Source organism: Flintibacter sp. P01028, assembly GCF_041925235.1.
Taxonomy (GTDB): domain Bacteria; phylum Bacillota; class Clostridia; order Oscillospirales; family Oscillospiraceae; genus Lawsonibacter; species Lawsonibacter aceti.
The window spans coordinates 280,567-294,926 of sequence record NZ_JBHEVC010000003.1 but is presented as its reverse complement, the minus strand read 5'-3'; the positions used below and the strand labels follow the sequence as shown (position 1 = coordinate 294,926).

Here is a 14,360-nt window from a genome sequence, read left to right as displayed (position 1 = left end):
TTTTTAGTAGAATTTGGCCCCGTAAAAAGAGAAAGGCTCATTTACTTTTTTGCTTTTGTGTGCTACACTTTACACAAGTAAATTCTCCTGGAGGAGAAGAAACTTGGAAAAGGAGCGAAGACAATGGCGAAAGGGGAAAAGAAAGGCCGAAGCCTGGCCCTGTACGAAACTATTTTGAAGCTGAAGGATCTAGACGAGTGCTGCCGGTTTTTTGACGACCTGTGCACCCCGACCGAGCTGCGCAGCCTGGAGCAGCGGTTCGATGTGGCGGTCTACTTGCAGCAGGGGTTGGTCTATTTGGACATTCTGGAGAAAACCGGGGCCTCCAGTGCCACCATTAGCCGGGTCCGCCGGTCCATGCTGGACAACGGCGCCGGCGGTATTATGCGGGAGGTTATTCAGCGGGAAACTCTTCACAACAGGGGAAGCGACGAATAAATATTAGGAAAGCAGGGAAGAAACATGAAACAACTGATGCTGGGTAATGCCGCCGTTGCCCGTGGGCTTTATGAGGCCGGGTGCTGCGTGATCTCCAGCTACCCCGGTACCCCCAGTACTGAAATTACCGAGGAGGCCGCCAAGTTCGACGATATCTACTGTGAGTGGGCCCCCAACGAGAAAGTGGCTATGGAGGTGGCCTTCGGTGCCAGCCTGGCTGGGAAGCGGGCCTTCTGTGGCATGAAACATGTGGGGTTGAATGTGGCCGCTGACCCTCTATTTACTATGAGCTATACCGGCGTGAACGGCGGTATGGTTATCGGCGTGGCTGACGACGCGGGGATGCATTCCTCTCAAAATGAGCAGGATTCCCGCCGCCACGCCATTGCCGCCAAGGTGCCTATGCTGGAGCCCTCCGACTCCGCCGAAGCCCTGGCCTTCACCAGGCTGGCCTTTGCGCTGTCCGAGGAGTTCGACACCCCGGTGCTGCTGAAAATGTGTACCCGGGTGGCCCACTCCCAGTCTCTGGTGGAGTTGTCCGACCGGGAGGAGAGGCAGACCGTCCCCTATGAGAAGAACATCGCCAAATATGTGATGATGCCGGGCAACGCCATCCGCCGCCACCCCGCAGTGGAGGAGCGCACCGGCCGGCTGCGGGAGTGGGCGGAGACTGCTCCCATCAATCGGGTGGAGATGGGCGGTACCGGCCTGGGCATCATTACCTCCTCCACCAGCTACCAGTATGTGAAGGAGGTCTTTGGGGACAGCGTGTCCGTGCTGAAGCTGGGTATGGCCAACCCCCTGCCCGTCAGGCTGATCCGGGACTTCGCCGCCAAGGTGGACAAGCTGGTGGTGGTAGAGGAGCTGGACCCCATCATTGAGGAGCACTGCCGCACCCTGGGCCTGGAGGTGTCCGGCAAGGATGTACTGCCTATGGAGGGGGAGTTCTCCCAGAACCTGGTGGCCGCCCGGCTGGGCGGGACCGTACATAGCGGGAAGGCTCTGGACGACGCCATTCCGCCCCGGCCTCCGGTCATGTGCGCCGGCTGCCCCCACCGCGGGCTGTTCTACACCTTGAACAAAAACAAGTGCACCGTCCTTGGGGATATCGGCTGCTATACTCTGGGAGCGGTGGCCCCCCTGTCCGCCATGGATATGACTTTGTGTATGGGGGCCTCCATCTCCGCCATCCACGGCTTCAACAAGGCCCTGGGCACGGAGAGTGAGGGCAGGACGGTGGCCGTCATCGGCGATTCCACCTTTATGCACTCTGGAATGACCGGATTAGCTAACATCGCCTATAACCAGTCCAATTCTACCGTCATTATCCTGGATAACTCCATCACCGGCATGACTGGCCACCAGCAGAATCCCACTACCGGCTACAACATCAAGGGCGACCCCGCCGGCAAGATCGACCTGGAGGCCCTGTGCCGGGCCATGGGCTTCAACCGGGTGCGGGTGGTGGATCCCTATGACCTGAAGGCCACCGACCAAGCAGTGAAGGAGGAGCTGGCCGCGGACGAGCCCTCCGTCATCATCAGCCGCCGGCCCTGCGCCCTGCTGAAATACGTTAAGCACAAGGCACCGCTGAAGGTAAACACAGACAAGTGCATTGGCTGCAAGAGCTGTATGAAGATCGGCTGCCCCGCCATCTCCATGAAGGAGGGCAAGGCCCATGTGGACAACACGCTGTGCGTGGGCTGCGGCGTTTGTGAGCAGCTCTGCCCCGTGGGGGCCTTCGAGAGCACCGGCAAGGAGGGTTAAGGCATGGAAACCAAGAATATTATGATTGTGGGCGTAGGGGGACAGGGCTCCCTGTTAGCCAGCAAGCTGCTGGGCCACCTGCTGATGGAGCAGGGCTATGACGTGAAGGTGTCCGAGGTCCACGGCATGTCCCAGCGGGGCGGAAGCGTGGTTACCTATGTGCGCTACGGGGAAAAGGTGTGCTCCCCCGTCATTGACAAGGGAGAAGCGGACTATATCGTGTCCTTCGAGCTGCTGGAGGCCGCCCGCTGGCTGGCCTACCTGAAGCCAGATGGACAGATTGTCACCTCTACCCAGCAGATCGATCCTATGCCCGTCATCACCGGCGCGGCCCAGTACCCCGAAAATTTGGTGGAGAAGATGAAGGCCGCCGGCGCCAAGGTGGATGCCCTTGACTGCTTGGCCTTGGCCGAGGAAGCTGGCTCCTCCAAGGCGGTGAACATCGTCCTGATGGGCCGCCTGTCCCACTACTTCGAACTGCCCGAGGAGGCGTGGCACAAGTCCCTGGAGGCCATGGTGCCCCCAAAGTTCCTGGAACTGAATAAGAGAGCGTTTGAGCTGGGGAAGAACGCCTGATGGGGTTGGGCGGTTTAATGGTGGCCGCGGGCGGCGCCTTGGGTGCCGCTGGCCGCTATGGGATAAGCCTGCTGCCATGGCGGGGGGAGCTTCCCCTGCTTACCCTGTGTACTAATTTCCTAGGGGCCCTGGCCATCGGCTTTGTCGTCGGACTGGCCGGGCAGCGCCGCCTTTCCCCCGGCTGGACTCTGTTCTGGAAGACCGGGGTGTGCGGCGGCTTTACCACCTTCTCCACTTTTTCTCTGGAGAGCTTCACCCTGCTGGAGCGGGGAAAGTGGCTTCTGTGCGGGGGATATATGTTTCTAAGCGTGGCGCTGTGCCTGCTGGGAGTGGCCCTGGGGCAGAGGTTGAGCGGGGATGCCTGAATCGGCCCTGTATGTCAGGAACAAAAGGGCGGCGATTGCCGCCGCCCTTCTATTTTTCCATATTTTTTGATATGCCGCCCAATTTGTCCTGGAAGATTTGTCAGGATTGGGCCTTTCTGAACGCAAGAATCAAAAGAAGCTGGAAAGCACGAGAGAAAACTGGAAAGGACTGATACCCATGGAGAGATATTACCAGCCAGAGATCGAAACCGCGTCCCAGGAGCAGATCCGCGCTTGGCAGGACGAGCGCCTGGTCAAGCAGGTGAAACACGTCTGGGACAACGTGCCTTACTACCGCAAGAAGATGGAGGAGAAGGGGCTGACTTCTGACGACATCAAGGGCGTGGATGACCTGCATAAGCTGCCCTTTGTCACCAAGGCCGACCTGCGGGAGGCATATCCCTACGGACTAGTGGCCAAACCCCTGAAGGACTGCGTGCGTATCCAGTCCACCTCTGGCACCACTGGCAAGCGGGTGGTGGCTTTCTACACCCAGCACGATATCGACCTGTGGGAGGACTGCTGTGCACGGGCCATCGTGGCCGCCGGCGGCACCAACGAGGACGTGTGCCAGGTGTCCTACGGCTACGGCCTGTTTACTGGCGGACCCGGACTCAACGGCGGCAGCCACAAGGTTGGCTGTCTGACCATCCCCACCTCCTCCGGCAATACGGAGCGGCAGATCATGTTTATCCGGGACTTAAACGCCACCATTCTGTGCTGCACCCCCTCCTACGCGGCTTACCTGGGCGAGTCTATGAAAGAGATGGGCCTGACCCCCGACCAGATTCCCCTGAAGGCGGGCATCTTTGGGGCCGAGGCGTGGAGCGAGGAGATGCGCCAAGACATCCAGAATACACTGGGTATTAAAGCCTATGATATATACGGCTTGACGGAGCTGTCCGGCCCCGGTGTGGCCTTCGAGTGCTCCGCCCAGTCTGGGATGCATATTAATGAGGATCACTTTATCGCGGAGATCATCGACCCGGACACCGGCGAGGTGCTGCCCGAGGGCAGCCAGGGCGAGCTAGTATTTACCTCCATCACCAAGGAGGCGTTCCCCCTGCTGCGCTACCGTACCCGGGACATCTGCGTGCTCAGTCATGAGCCTTGCCCCTGCGGCCGCACTCATGTGAAGATGACGAAGCCCCGCGGCCGCACCGACGATATGCTTATCATCCGGGGTGTCAATGTGTTCCCCTCCCAGATCGAGACCGTGCTCCTCAACCATGGCTACCCCGCAAACTACCAGATCATCGTGGACCGAGTGAAGTCCACCGATACTCTGGACGTTCAGGTGGAGATGACCCCCGAGATGTTCACCGACAATCTGGGCGAGATCAGCCGCCGCCAGAAGGAACTGGTGGATGGGCTGCGGTCCATGCTGGGACTGGCCGCCAAGGTCACCCTGGTGGCCCCCAAATCTATCGTCCGTAGCGAGGGCAAGGCGGTGCGCGTCATCGACAAGCGCAAGATCTGAAACTAAAGGAGGAAAGCGGTATGAATATCAAGCAGATCTCCGTCTTTGTGGAAAACAAGCCGGGCGCCCTGTATGCCATGACCGGGGTGCTGGCTCAGAACCAGATCGATATGAGGGCCCTGAATGTGGCCGAGAGCAGCGACTTCGGTGTGGCCCGCGTAATCGTGGATGATGTCTATAAGGCCGCCACGGTACTGAAGGAGGCGGGCTATGTCCACAATATCACCCCTGTGCTGGGGGTAGCCATCCCTGACGTGCCCGGCGGACTGAACAAAGTGCTCCAGGTACTCACCGATGCCAAAGTCAATGTGGAGTATATGTACGCTTTCCTGGGCGGTAAGGATACCACCAACGCCTATATGGTATTCCGGGTGGCCGACAACGAGGCGGCTGCCGCCGCCCTTGCGTCCCGAAGCATCAAGACGGTGGACCAGGAGGAGATGAACAACCTGTAAGGACGGGGTGTCCAAACCTTTCACAACGGCAGAGGCCGCCCATTGGGCGGCCTCTGCCGTTGTGAAAGGAAGGATTTGTCTTCGGGCGGGTCCATAATGATAGAAGATCCATGCTGGCCTTATCGAGTCCACACCATCCGATATTCCATCTCTCCGGTATGCTCATCCAGCCCTTCCCGCTGTATCACGAACCGTTCCCTCTGATAAAAGGCGACCGCTCTGGAATTTTTCTGGTATACGTTTAGCTCCAGTCGGTCTTTGCGGGCCTTTACAAAGTCCAGCAGCCGTTTCCCAACCCCTTGGGATTGTGCCTCCTGGCGGATAAATATTCCCTCTATGTAACTGCCGTTGAGGCCCACGAAGCCCTGTATGGCTCCCTCTCTCTCACAAAGATAGACCTCGGCTTGGGCAAGGGCCTCCGTTACTTCGGACAACTGGCCTTCCCAATATTGGGAAGGAATAAAAGCGTGGGCTGAGAGATTGGTATTGAGCCAGATAGCGGACACAGCGCTGATATCCTCCGTCTGTAAAGCTCTGATCATAATTCGCTCCTAAGAGATGATTTGGGGTGTCTGATACAATTATATCACAAGCGGGGAAGGGCAGCAACGGAACGAGGGGATATAAAATGCTCTCTGTGATTGTGCTGCTGATTGGCATACTGCTGATGGGAGCGGGCCTGTATGACCGGACTGTGTTTTAGAGAAAAAAGCTCCGCTCTGAGTGATTTCAAAGCGGAGCTTTTTTGTAAATTTATACATTTAGTATCACTCTTGCTAGGCCAATGGCTGCCAAATGGGCAGGATAGAAGGCATAGAAAAACCACTTTGGCACCTTGATGCCTGTGTGGGTGGGGAGAAAGATGGGAAAGGCAGACAGGACAGCGAAGATGGTCCAGTTGATGGCGTGTCCGGCGATCTTCACACTGAGGGGATCCTCCATTTGTCCGCCCCACAGGGCAGGCAGCCAGAAGAGCACATAGACAGCCGCCCCCAGGACGGGTCTGTTTCGGCACAGATAGAAAATGAGCATCAGCACGATGCCGTTGGCCGAGTAATCAAAATTGACAAAGCTAGCCAGCAGGAATAGGGCGAGGAACAGCCACCACCGTCTGGTATGGACTCCCCACAGGGCTAGCAGGCTTACCAGCAGCGTGAAAAAGATGTTCATATTCATCCACTCCGCTTGCCAGTCCCAGGGGTGAAAGGCAAAGATGTAGAAGGGCTGGGAAATCAGGGCGAAGGCCCCCAGCCGCAGGAGGTATTTCCTGATGTCGCGGGTGTACAGCAGACCCACTGTCAGACAGTAGGCGAAGATGGGGAAGGCCAGCCGCCCCACCCATCGAAAGACGGGGTACTCCGGAAAAAAGGCGGTGCCCACATGGTCAATGACCATGGAAAGAATGGCAATCAGTTTAAGAAAGTCAGTGTCCAGATTCGTTTTCAACTTGGGCATGGCGGAGAGCGGTTTGGTTTCCATACGGGTCCTCCTTGTATAGGCCTTCGTCCGATGCTGCGACAGTATAACACTGTCGCTGGCAAAACGCAAGACGTTTTGCCCTGACAGGACTGGGGACCGTCCGAGAAAGCCCTGCCCCTTTGGAAAAACTTACCTTGACACAGGAGGTTTATTATAGTAAACTTAATTGAGAGAGGTTTATTGTGATAAACTTAAGAAGGTGAGTCTGTGGAAAAACTGTTTGAGGGGGAATACCGCGTGATGGAGGTGCTGTGGGACAGCGGGCCGGTAAGCTCCACCCAACTGGTTTCCCTGTGCGGAGAGCGGTTGGACTGGAACAAGAGCACTACCTACACCGTTCTGCGGCGGCTAAAGAATAAGGGCTTAGTGCGCCACCAGAACACAGTGGTTACCCCTCTGGTTACCCGGGAGGAGGTCATCCGGGCCCAAGGGGAGGAGTTGGTGAGGCGGGCAGGGGGACTGCCCCTGTTTATGACCGCCTTCCTCAGCGGCCGAAAGCTTACCGCCCAGGAGGCGGAGGAGCTGAAGGAGCTGATCGACGAGAAAATGGGGGAGGGATAAAGCCGTGGAGCTTGTGGCGCGGTTCTGCTGGTGCGCCATGCTGCAGATGCTCAATTGGAGTATTTACCTGGGAATGGCCCTGGCCGCCCTTCTGGCCCTGAGACCCATGACCCGGCGGCTCCTGGAGCCCCGGCAACGGGTAGCCCTGTGGGGGGTGGTGTGGCTGTCCTTCTGCTTGCCCCAGTGGATAAACCTGCTTGACCGGGTGCCCCTGCCCTTCACCCTCCGCTCTTTCCTGACTCCCCGGACTTATTGCGACAGCGGCTTTGACCATTTCCCTATGTATCTGCCTGAGATTACTGGGGAGGGGACCTATCACCTTGCCCTGCCTGGGGGCTTTTCCATCCCCATCCAGGTGTCCTGGCAGGGGATGGTGCTTCTGGTACTGCTGGGAGCGGCCTATTTTGTGGTGATTTTTAGCCTGGCTCGCTGGTCAGACCGGGGAGTCAGGAAACTGGCCAGCCAGGGGAGGGCGCTGGAAACGGAGGACTATGAACGGCTGGGGCTGACCATGGCCGAGGGGCAGAGCATCAAGTTGTGTCCGGACCTGCCCACCAGCTTTGTGCTCCGGCGCAAGGGCGGACATGACATCCTGCTTCAGAGAGAGCTGACCGGCGAGCAGATGAAATTGGTGCTCATCCATGAGCGAGAGCATGTGAAACAACGCCATCCCTGGCTCCAGGGGATTGCTTCTGCGGTCTGGATTCTCAATTTCTGGAATCCCCTGGTGTGGCTGGCCTACCGGGCCTTCCGCTTAGACATGGAGCTGGCTTGTGATCAGGGGGTGCTGGAGCAGCTGGACGTGGAGGGCCGGCGGAGCTATGCCCGGACTCTGGTAGAGCTTGCCAGCGACCGCCCAGTATGGGGTGGGGTTACCTCCTTCGGCGAGTGTGACGCAGCCCTCCGTGTCCGGCAGGCTGCCAACTGGCAGCCCGATTACAGAAGCTCCGGGCCGGGGGCGTCACGGAGCGGGGACAGGAAAACGGTCCTGGGCTGGGCAGCGGCCGCCGCCCTGGCTGCCTTTCTTCTGGCAGGGGGCCCCTACCGTGCCCTGGATGCCGATGTCCTGGATGTGATGGAGCGGTACCAGATCTGGTCCATGATGGCAGAGGAGGCGGACTGGGACGAGGATACAATTTTCTATGCGGCGGAGGATGGGAGCAGTTATATCTCGGTCCGGTTTCAGGATTTGAATGGTACCTGGTGCCACGCCCTGTTCCGGCGGTGGTTTTGGGGGGATACTATCGACTTCCACTTCACACCTGACGGCAGATCGCCGGACCAAGACCAGAGACTGGACTACTGGGTGCTGCTCCCGGGCGGAAAAACAGAGCCCCTGTCATAAGACAGGGGCTCTGTTCTGTTCAATGCCGGTCCTGCTTCCTGACTGCCAGATGTTCCATCATGGCCCGGTCGAAGGACAGGCAGGAGCCAAAGGGGTCCACCACAAAGCCCGCCGCCCGGTTGTCCCGCAGGACCATGGCGGCATAGTCGTCAAAGGTGAGAACCAGGGTTTGCTGGTTTTTGGGGCCGCACAGCTTGCGCAGCTCCTCCCAGCAGGTGAAGGCGGGGAAAAAGGGCTGCCCCTCCTGATTGGGCAGCAGTTGGAACTGGATGGCGGTGCCCTCCCCTAGTGGGGCGCTCTCCTGCTGCTCCGGGGCGGGAGAGATGGTCACCGGGGCCAAAAAACGGGCCTTGGAGATGACGATGTCCAGCACTGCCTCCCGGCTCGCCCGGCTGCCCTGGGCGGCCATATCAGCGACCGCCTGGGCCAGTTCCGGGTTGGTGATAGGTTGTGTGAGATCACTCATGGAAAAGACCTCCTAATCAAAAATATCCGGCGCCTTAGGACAGCCCTAGCAGCCTCTGGGCGTTACCGCCCAGAATGGCCTCCAGGTCCGGCTGACTTAGGGGCAGGGCCCGGAGCTGGGCGATGCCCTCTTCCTGCCCACGCCAGGGGCTGTCGGTGCCGAAGAGTATCCGGTGTGCGCCAAAGGTGTCCACCATGCGCAGAAACTGGGCCTTGGACATTAGATCCAGCTCCTCCGGAGCGAAGTGGCCGTCCCCCCTGTGGGCAATCCGGCCCAGGGCGTAGGCGGTGTCCAGATAGACATGGGTATGGGGCAGCAGCTCCTCCACTTGGTCCCAATTTCTCCACCCACCCATGTGAGCCAGAATGAGCTGGAGGGGGCCTGCCTGTTCCACCGCCCGGAGGACCATCTCTGGGGAGCAGTTTACTTGGCCGGGAAAGCCGATATCCAGTCCGGCGTGGGTCAGCACAATGAGGCCCAGCTCTCCGCACCGGTCCAGGATGCGCAGATAGCGGGGGTCGTCAAAGTCCACCCCCTGGTAGACGGGGTGGACCTTAATGCCCTTCATACCCAGGGCAGCCACCCGTCCCAGTTCCTCCTTCCAGCCGTCGAAGTCCGGGTGCATACAGCCGAAGGAGAGAATGCCATTCCCCTGGCTGTTCAGGCGAGCGGAGGCGTCATTGATGTGGACCACTTGGCGGGGGCTGGTGGCCACGGGGAGGACCAGGGAGAAATCTACTCCAGCGGCGACCATGGAGGCCCGCAGGCCCGCTTCTGTCCCATCGGTAAAGGGGCGGGTGTGGGAAATATCCTGTAATTTTTGAATGGTGGAGGCGGCGATGCGCTCCGGAAAGGTGTGGGTATGGATATCGACGACCATAAAAAACTTCCTTTCGGAAATGAGGATAGAACATACCGTCAGGGCCCACAAAGTGGGCCCTGACAGAGTCGTGTGCTTATTTAGGATACCACAGTGCCCGCCTTTTTGCAAAGAGGGAATTTATTTGTCCCCCAGGGCCTGGCTTTGCCGGACCAGCACCTTCTCGTCATAGCAGGAGAAGGCGTCCTCTACCAGCGCACGGTCCGGCTTGGCGGTGCAAAGGGAGACCAGGGGAACGATCACAAGACCAGCGACCATGCAGAAGGCCCCGGCGTTGATGGGGGACTGAAGGAGGGCGGGAAGGACGGACTTTAGAGGGCTGATGACAGCCAGCATAAAGACGGTGGAAAACAGGAAGCTGGTCCAGCAGGCGGCCTTGGTGGCCCGCTTCCAGTACAGCCCAAAGAGGAAGGGGGCCAGAAAGGCGCCGGCCAGGGCGCCCCAGCTGACGCCCATGAGCTGGGCGATGAAGGTGACGTTGGACCTGTATTGAATGATGGCCAGCACCACGGAGATGGCGATAAACACCACGATGAGGCAGCGCATGACAAAGACCTGGCGCTTCTGGTCCATGTCCTTCCAGACGTGGTCCTTCAGCAGATCCAGAGTCAGCGTAGAGCTGGAGGTGAGCACCAGGGAGGACAGGGTAGACATGGAGGCGGACAGCACCAGGACCACCACCACCGCCAGCAGAACGTCTGGCAGGCCGGACAGCATAGTGGGGATGACGGAGTCATAGCCGTTGGCGGCGATATCGATCTGGCCGCTGAACAGCCGTCCGAAGCCCCCCAGGAAGTAGCAGCCCCCGGCCACGATGACGGCAAAGAGGGTGGAGATGACCGTGCCGGTGTCGATGGCCTTCTCGCTCTTGATGGCGTAGAATTTCTGGACCATCTGGGGCAGTCCCCAGGTGCCGAGGGAGGTGAGGACCACCACGCCCAGCAGGTTCAGGGGGTCGGGGCCGAAGAAGGAGGCAAAGACGCCGGGGGCGGCGGACACCTCCGGGTCGCTCACCTGGGCCAGCCCCTCCAGGGCAGCCAGAAAGCCCCCCTGGCTGTTCAGGACGGCGGCAATCACCGCCACGATGCCGAAGATCATGATGATGCCCTGGATAAAGTCGTTGATGGCGGTAGCCATATAGCCCCCGGCGATGACATACACTCCAGTGAGCACTGCCATGACTACCACACACACGGAGTAGTCGATGTCAAAGGCCATGCCGAACAGCCTGGACAGGCCGTTGTACAGACTGGCGGTGTAGGGGATAAGGAAGATGAAGATAATGACTGAGGCGGCGACCTTCAGGGACCTGGAGCCAAACCGCTTGCCAAAAAATTCGGGCATGGTGGCGGAGTCCAGGTGCTGGGTCATGATGCGAGTCCGGCGGCCCAGCACGACCCAGGCCAACAGAGAGCCCAGGATAGCGTTGCCGATGCCCGCCCAGGTGGCGGCAATACCGTACTTCCACCCAAACTGCCCGGCGTATCCCACAAAGACTACGGCGGAGAAGTAGGAGGTGCCGTAGGCGAAGGCGGTGAGCCATGGTCCGACAGACCGCCCACCCAGCACAAAGCCGCTGACATCGGTGGCGTGTTTCCGGCAATACAGACCGATGCCCACCATGACGGCGAAGAACACCAGCAACATACCCAGCTTGATACCCATTTTGAACCAGTCCTCTCATCAAACACATTTGATTTATTGGTTTGATGCGTTAAAGTTTAACGCACAAAAGCGATAAAGTCAAGAGAGAATTTGATTGTTTGGGCAAAAAGTTTTTCCAAGCTGGGATTCTCCCGATCAGAAGGGGCCGGGAAACAGGGCGATGAAGGGGGCTGCGGGGACTGGGTGGGAAAGCGGCAGATTTGCAAGTGGATGATTGAAGGGACGCTCCCGATACTGGGAACGTCCCTTTGTCACAAGGCCAGGAGGAGATAGCCACTCAGCAGTATTGTCAGAAAAACCAAATTGGCCGCGGTGAACCACAACAGGTATTTTCCCTTTTTGTAGGGAGAGCGGCGGACCACCTGCTTATAGGAAATCAAACTGGCCATAGAGGCGATCAGCGTACCCAGTCCCCCCAGATTAGTGCCAACCAGTAGTGCGGTCCCGTTGTCTGTAAAACCAGACAGCAGCAGGGCGGCGGGCACATTACTGAGCGCCTGGCTAGCCAGGACGGCGCATACCGCCTCATGGTGAGCGAGGACGGCCCGGAAAAAGTCATGGCAGGCGGGCAGGCGGCTTAGGTTGCCCACAAAGAGAAAGAAGCCTACAAAGGTGGCCAGCAGGGACCAGTCCACCCGGACCAGCACACGGCGGTCTACCAGGGCAGTGAGCAGGGCCACCAGTACGCATAACAGCGCCACAGGCAGGGCTTTCGCCACCGCGGCCAGACAGAGGACAAAGAGGATGAGGTAAAAGCCCAGACGCCTGCCTTCGGAAATCGCGGGAGGTGTCAGCTTGGGTAGGGACAGGGGGGTGGAGTGGCGGCACAGAAGGAACAGTAGAATCAGCAGACCGGAGGCGGCGGTGAGGGGGAGCATGGACCGGAAAAACTCCCCAAGGCTCATCTGATAGTGGGAGTAGAGGTACAGGTTTTGGGGATTGCCGATGGGGGTAGCCATACTGCCTAGATTGGCGGCGATGGTCTGCATGGCCACCACAGGGATCAGGCGCTCCTCCTCTCCGGCTAGCTCTAGTACCTCCATTGCGAAGGGAACAAAGGTGATAAGGGCCACATCGTTGGTCACCGCCATGCTGAAAAAGAAGGGCAGGAAGATGAGCGCACCCTCCAACTGTCTGGTCGTGGCCGTCCGCTCCAGCAGATGCTCACCCAGACGGCGGAACAGACCCAGCCCCTGGAGCCCTGCCATCACCGCCATCAAAGAAAAGAGCAGCCCCAGGGTGCCGCCGTCGATATAATCCAGATAGGCCCGGTCCGGGGGGACCAGAAAGGCTGTGGCAGCCGCCAGCAGCCAGGCGATGGACAGCACCGTTTCCCGCCGTAAAAATACTATGAGCTTTTGCAACACACATCTCTCCATTCGGGAGGATATGTTAGCACAGACAGAGGGAAAAATCAAAGAAAATATTTTTGTGGGGGAGAGGCTGGAGGATATCGAATTACCATATGTCAGCACTTTGGAGGGTAGAGAAATAGGAAAGCCCCCAAGCCAAAATGGCTTGGAGGCTTGTTAAGCCGTCCGGGACAGAAGCTTTTCCTGCCGGAGGACACGGAGAAGAAAGAGAAGGGAGAGAATGGCGGTGAGTACTCCGGTAGAGGTGGAGATGAGCCACACCCCATCCAGCCCCAGGGCGCCGGGCAGTACAAGCAGGGACAGGAGGGGGAAGACAAGAGTCCGGCTGAACGCCAGGACCAGGGAAAGCCCCGGTCGATTCAGGGCGGTAAAGAAGGAGCTGAGGCAGGTGCTCACCCACCCAAGGAGATAGGACAAGGAGAAGAGCTCCATGGCCCGCAGGGTCATGTCCAGCAGAGCTGAGTCCTCCTCCTTGAGGAACAGGGGGATGACCTGTTCGCCTCCGAGCTGCATCCAGACCAGCACAGCCAGGGAGATAGCCGCCGCCGCCGTCAGGACTCGCTTCTCCAGGGCGAACATACGGGTACGGCTGCCGGCACCATAGTTATAGCTGATGGCGGGCTGCATGGAGTCGGCCATGCCGAAAAGGAGGGCGCCGACGATGCTGTCCACATACATCACGATGGAAAAGGCGCTTACCGCCGGGGTGCCGGCCAGATGGAGCAGTACACTGTTGAGGATGACCATGAGCACCGAGCCGGCGATGCTGGAGAAGAATTCTGAGCTGCCATTTGCCAGCAGGGCAGCCAGCTGATGGAGAGGTACCCGGCCCCGGACAAAGCGTAGGGGCAGTTTTTTTCGTAGGAAGGGGAGCAGGCCAAGGACTGTGCCCAGGGCCATCCCAATGCAGGAAGCCAGGGCCGCCCCGGCCACTCCCCAACGGAAGACAATAAGGAATAGAGCGTCCAGTACAATGTTCACAAGGGAGGTGAACACATTGATTCCCATGCTGTACCGGACCCGGCCGCAGATGCGCAGATAGTTGTCCAATGCGAAAAAGAGCATGATAAAGGGGGCCAGCAGAGCATAGACCCGCAGGTAATCCACTGCCATAGCGGTGACCTGACGCTCCGCGCCCATGAGTGCCACTGCGGGCCCGGCCAAGAAGAAACCCGCCGCTCCGATTAGAAGAGAGAGCAGAAGGATGAGCTTGGAGCAGAAGCTGAAAATACGGCTGGCCTCCTCGGACTTCTGCTCCCCCAGGCGGATCGCGATCTGGACCGAAGAGCCCACGGCTACCAGATCGATCAGGGCAAAGCTGATTAAAAGCAGGGGCATGACTAGGTTAACGGCGGCCAGGGCGTCGGCCCCAACATAGCGGCCCACAAAGATGCCGTCCACTACCGTATAGAGCGAAGTGACCGCCATGCTGACCATACTGGGCAGAGCACATCGGAAAAAGAGCCGGGTAGGGGAAAGGGTGATAAAAATACGTTCTTGCTGTGTCATA

At 58.9% G+C, this 14,360-nt stretch carries 17 protein-coding genes; 10 read left to right on the top strand and 7 right to left on the bottom strand.

Annotated elements, in window-relative coordinates:
* The first annotated feature begins 123 nt into the window (after positions 1–123).
* The 6 genes from ACEVJK_RS08235 (at position 124) to ACEVJK_RS08210 (ending at position 5,081) form a co-directional block, all read left to right on the top strand.
* Positions 124–438 carry a YerC/YecD family TrpR-related protein gene (locus ACEVJK_RS08235; RefSeq protein WP_147573180.1) on the top strand — a complete coding sequence of 105 codons (315 nt, stop codon included), beginning with the start codon at positions 124–126 and terminating at the stop codon, positions 436–438.
* 24 nt (positions 439–462) lie between these two features.
* Positions 463–2,205 carry an indolepyruvate ferredoxin oxidoreductase subunit alpha gene (iorA, locus tag ACEVJK_RS08230; protein WP_186851822.1) on the top strand — a complete coding sequence of 581 codons (1,743 nt, stop codon included), beginning with the start codon at positions 463–465 and terminating at the stop codon, positions 2,203–2,205.
* 3 nt (positions 2,206–2,208) lie between these two features.
* Positions 2,209–2,781, top strand: coding sequence for an indolepyruvate oxidoreductase subunit beta (locus ACEVJK_RS08225; protein WP_147573184.1), 573 nt, complete (start codon positions 2,209–2,211; stop codon positions 2,779–2,781).
* On the top strand, positions 2,781–3,146 hold the full coding sequence (gene crcB / locus ACEVJK_RS08220) for a fluoride efflux transporter CrcB (RefSeq protein ID WP_340406226.1): 366 nt from the start codon (positions 2,781–2,783) through the stop codon (positions 3,144–3,146). The genes ACEVJK_RS08225 and crcB overlap by 1 nt, the downstream gene beginning before the upstream one ends.
* 178 nt (positions 3,147–3,324) lie before the next feature.
* The gene (locus tag ACEVJK_RS08215; protein WP_374740359.1) at positions 3,325–4,626 is read left to right on the top strand and encodes a phenylacetate--CoA ligase family protein; all 1,302 of its coding nucleotides are present in this window, start codon (positions 3,325–3,327) and stop codon (positions 4,624–4,626) included.
* 20 nt (positions 4,627–4,646) lie between these two features.
* Complete coding sequence (locus tag ACEVJK_RS08210) at positions 4,647–5,081, top strand: ACT domain-containing protein (protein ID WP_147573189.1); 435 nt, start codon at positions 4,647–4,649, stop codon at positions 5,079–5,081.
* Positions 5,082–5,200: 119 nt separating this feature from the next.
* Here ACEVJK_RS08210 and ACEVJK_RS08205 read toward each other — a convergent pair whose 3' ends face one another.
* Positions 5,201–5,623 (bottom strand): GNAT family N-acetyltransferase, encoded by a 423-nt coding sequence (locus ACEVJK_RS08205; protein ID WP_147573191.1) that lies wholly within the window; start codon positions 5,621–5,623, stop codon positions 5,201–5,203.
* 26 nt (positions 5,624–5,649) lie between these two features.
* Here ACEVJK_RS08205 and ACEVJK_RS08200 point away from each other — a divergent pair, with 26 nt between their 5' ends.
* The gene (locus ACEVJK_RS08200) at positions 5,650–5,784 is read left to right on the top strand and encodes a hypothetical protein (protein WP_262670188.1); all 135 of its coding nucleotides are present in this window, start codon (positions 5,650–5,652) and stop codon (positions 5,782–5,784) included.
* A 50-nt stretch (positions 5,785–5,834) separates the two neighbouring features.
* Here the strand turns inward: ACEVJK_RS08200 and ACEVJK_RS08195 are convergent, their stop codons facing one another.
* A complete protein-coding gene (locus tag ACEVJK_RS08195) occupies positions 5,835–6,560 on the bottom strand; it encodes a TraX family protein (protein ID WP_340406219.1) in 726 nt (241 codons plus the stop codon).
* A 207-nt stretch (positions 6,561–6,767) separates the two neighbouring features.
* Here ACEVJK_RS08195 and ACEVJK_RS08190 point away from each other — a divergent pair, with 207 nt between their 5' ends.
* Both ACEVJK_RS08190 and ACEVJK_RS08185 read left to right on the top strand, forming a co-directional pair.
* Positions 6,768–7,121, top strand: coding sequence for a BlaI/MecI/CopY family transcriptional regulator (locus tag ACEVJK_RS08190; protein WP_240288437.1), 354 nt, complete (start codon positions 6,768–6,770; stop codon positions 7,119–7,121).
* Between the two features lie 4 nt (positions 7,122–7,125).
* Positions 7,126–8,466 carry a M56 family metallopeptidase gene (locus tag ACEVJK_RS08185; RefSeq protein ID WP_374740358.1) on the top strand — a complete coding sequence of 447 codons (1,341 nt, stop codon included), beginning with the start codon at positions 7,126–7,128 and terminating at the stop codon, positions 8,464–8,466.
* Positions 8,467–8,485: 19 nt separating this feature from the next.
* Here ACEVJK_RS08185 and ACEVJK_RS08180 read toward each other — a convergent pair whose 3' ends face one another.
* From ACEVJK_RS08180 to ACEVJK_RS08165, 4 genes are all read right to left on the bottom strand, one after another.
* Complete coding sequence (locus tag ACEVJK_RS08180) at positions 8,486–8,932, bottom strand: SseB family protein (protein WP_186851825.1); 447 nt, start codon at positions 8,930–8,932, stop codon at positions 8,486–8,488.
* A gap of 34 nt (positions 8,933–8,966) precedes the next feature.
* Complete coding sequence (locus ACEVJK_RS08175; protein WP_147573199.1) at positions 8,967–9,812, bottom strand: amidohydrolase family protein; 846 nt, start codon at positions 9,810–9,812, stop codon at positions 8,967–8,969.
* Between the two features lie 120 nt (positions 9,813–9,932).
* Entirely contained in the window at positions 9,933–11,477 is a 1,545-nt protein-coding gene (locus tag ACEVJK_RS08170; RefSeq protein ID WP_147573201.1) for a sodium:solute symporter, read from the bottom strand.
* 251 nt (positions 11,478–11,728) lie between these two features.
* Positions 11,729–12,844, bottom strand: coding sequence for an SLC13 family permease (locus ACEVJK_RS08165; protein ID WP_374740357.1), 1,116 nt, complete (start codon positions 12,842–12,844; stop codon positions 11,729–11,731).
* Positions 12,845–12,866: 22 nt separating this feature from the next.
* Between ACEVJK_RS08165 and ACEVJK_RS08160 the strand changes: the two genes are divergently transcribed.
* Entirely contained in the window at positions 12,867–13,010 is a 144-nt protein-coding gene (locus ACEVJK_RS08160; RefSeq protein ID WP_340406208.1) for a hypothetical protein, read from the top strand.
* Here ACEVJK_RS08160 and ACEVJK_RS08155 read toward each other — a convergent pair.
* Entirely contained in the window at positions 13,007–14,359 is a 1,353-nt protein-coding gene (locus tag ACEVJK_RS08155; RefSeq protein ID WP_186851828.1) for an MATE family efflux transporter, read from the bottom strand. The genes ACEVJK_RS08160 and ACEVJK_RS08155 overlap by 4 nt on opposite strands.
* Position 14,360: the final 1 nt, after the last annotated feature.

Coding starts and splice junctions, on each gene's coding strand:
- ACEVJK_RS08155 (WP_186851828.1), bottom strand. CDS start 14,359: ATGACACAGCAAGAACGTATTTTTATCACCCTTTCCCCTACCCGGCTC.
- ACEVJK_RS08205 (WP_147573191.1), bottom strand. CDS start 5,623: ATGATCAGAGCTTTACAGACGGAGGATATCAGCGCTGTGTCCGCTATC.
- ACEVJK_RS08170 (WP_147573201.1), bottom strand. CDS start 11,477: ATGGGTATCAAGCTGGGTATGTTGCTGGTGTTCTTCGCCGTCATGGTG.
- ACEVJK_RS08235 (WP_147573180.1), top strand. CDS start 124: ATGGCGAAAGGGGAAAAGAAAGGCCGAAGCCTGGCCCTGTACGAAACT.
- ACEVJK_RS08225 (WP_147573184.1), top strand. CDS start 2,209: ATGGAAACCAAGAATATTATGATTGTGGGCGTAGGGGGACAGGGCTCC.
- ACEVJK_RS08180 (WP_186851825.1), bottom strand. CDS start 8,932: ATGAGTGATCTCACACAACCTATCACCAACCCGGAACTGGCCCAGGCG.
- ACEVJK_RS08215 (WP_374740359.1), top strand. CDS start 3,325: ATGGAGAGATATTACCAGCCAGAGATCGAAACCGCGTCCCAGGAGCAG.
- ACEVJK_RS08195 (WP_340406219.1), bottom strand. CDS start 6,560: ATGGAAACCAAACCGCTCTCCGCCATGCCCAAGTTGAAAACGAATCTG.
- ACEVJK_RS08210 (WP_147573189.1), top strand. CDS start 4,647: ATGAATATCAAGCAGATCTCCGTCTTTGTGGAAAACAAGCCGGGCGCC.
- iorA (WP_186851822.1), top strand. CDS start 463: ATGAAACAACTGATGCTGGGTAATGCCGCCGTTGCCCGTGGGCTTTAT.
- ACEVJK_RS08160 (WP_340406208.1), top strand. CDS start 12,867: ATGTTAGCACAGACAGAGGGAAAAATCAAAGAAAATATTTTTGTGGGG.
- crcB (WP_340406226.1), top strand. CDS start 2,781: ATGGGGTTGGGCGGTTTAATGGTGGCCGCGGGCGGCGCCTTGGGTGCC.
- ACEVJK_RS08175 (WP_147573199.1), bottom strand. CDS start 9,812: ATGGTCGTCGATATCCATACCCACACCTTTCCGGAGCGCATCGCCGCC.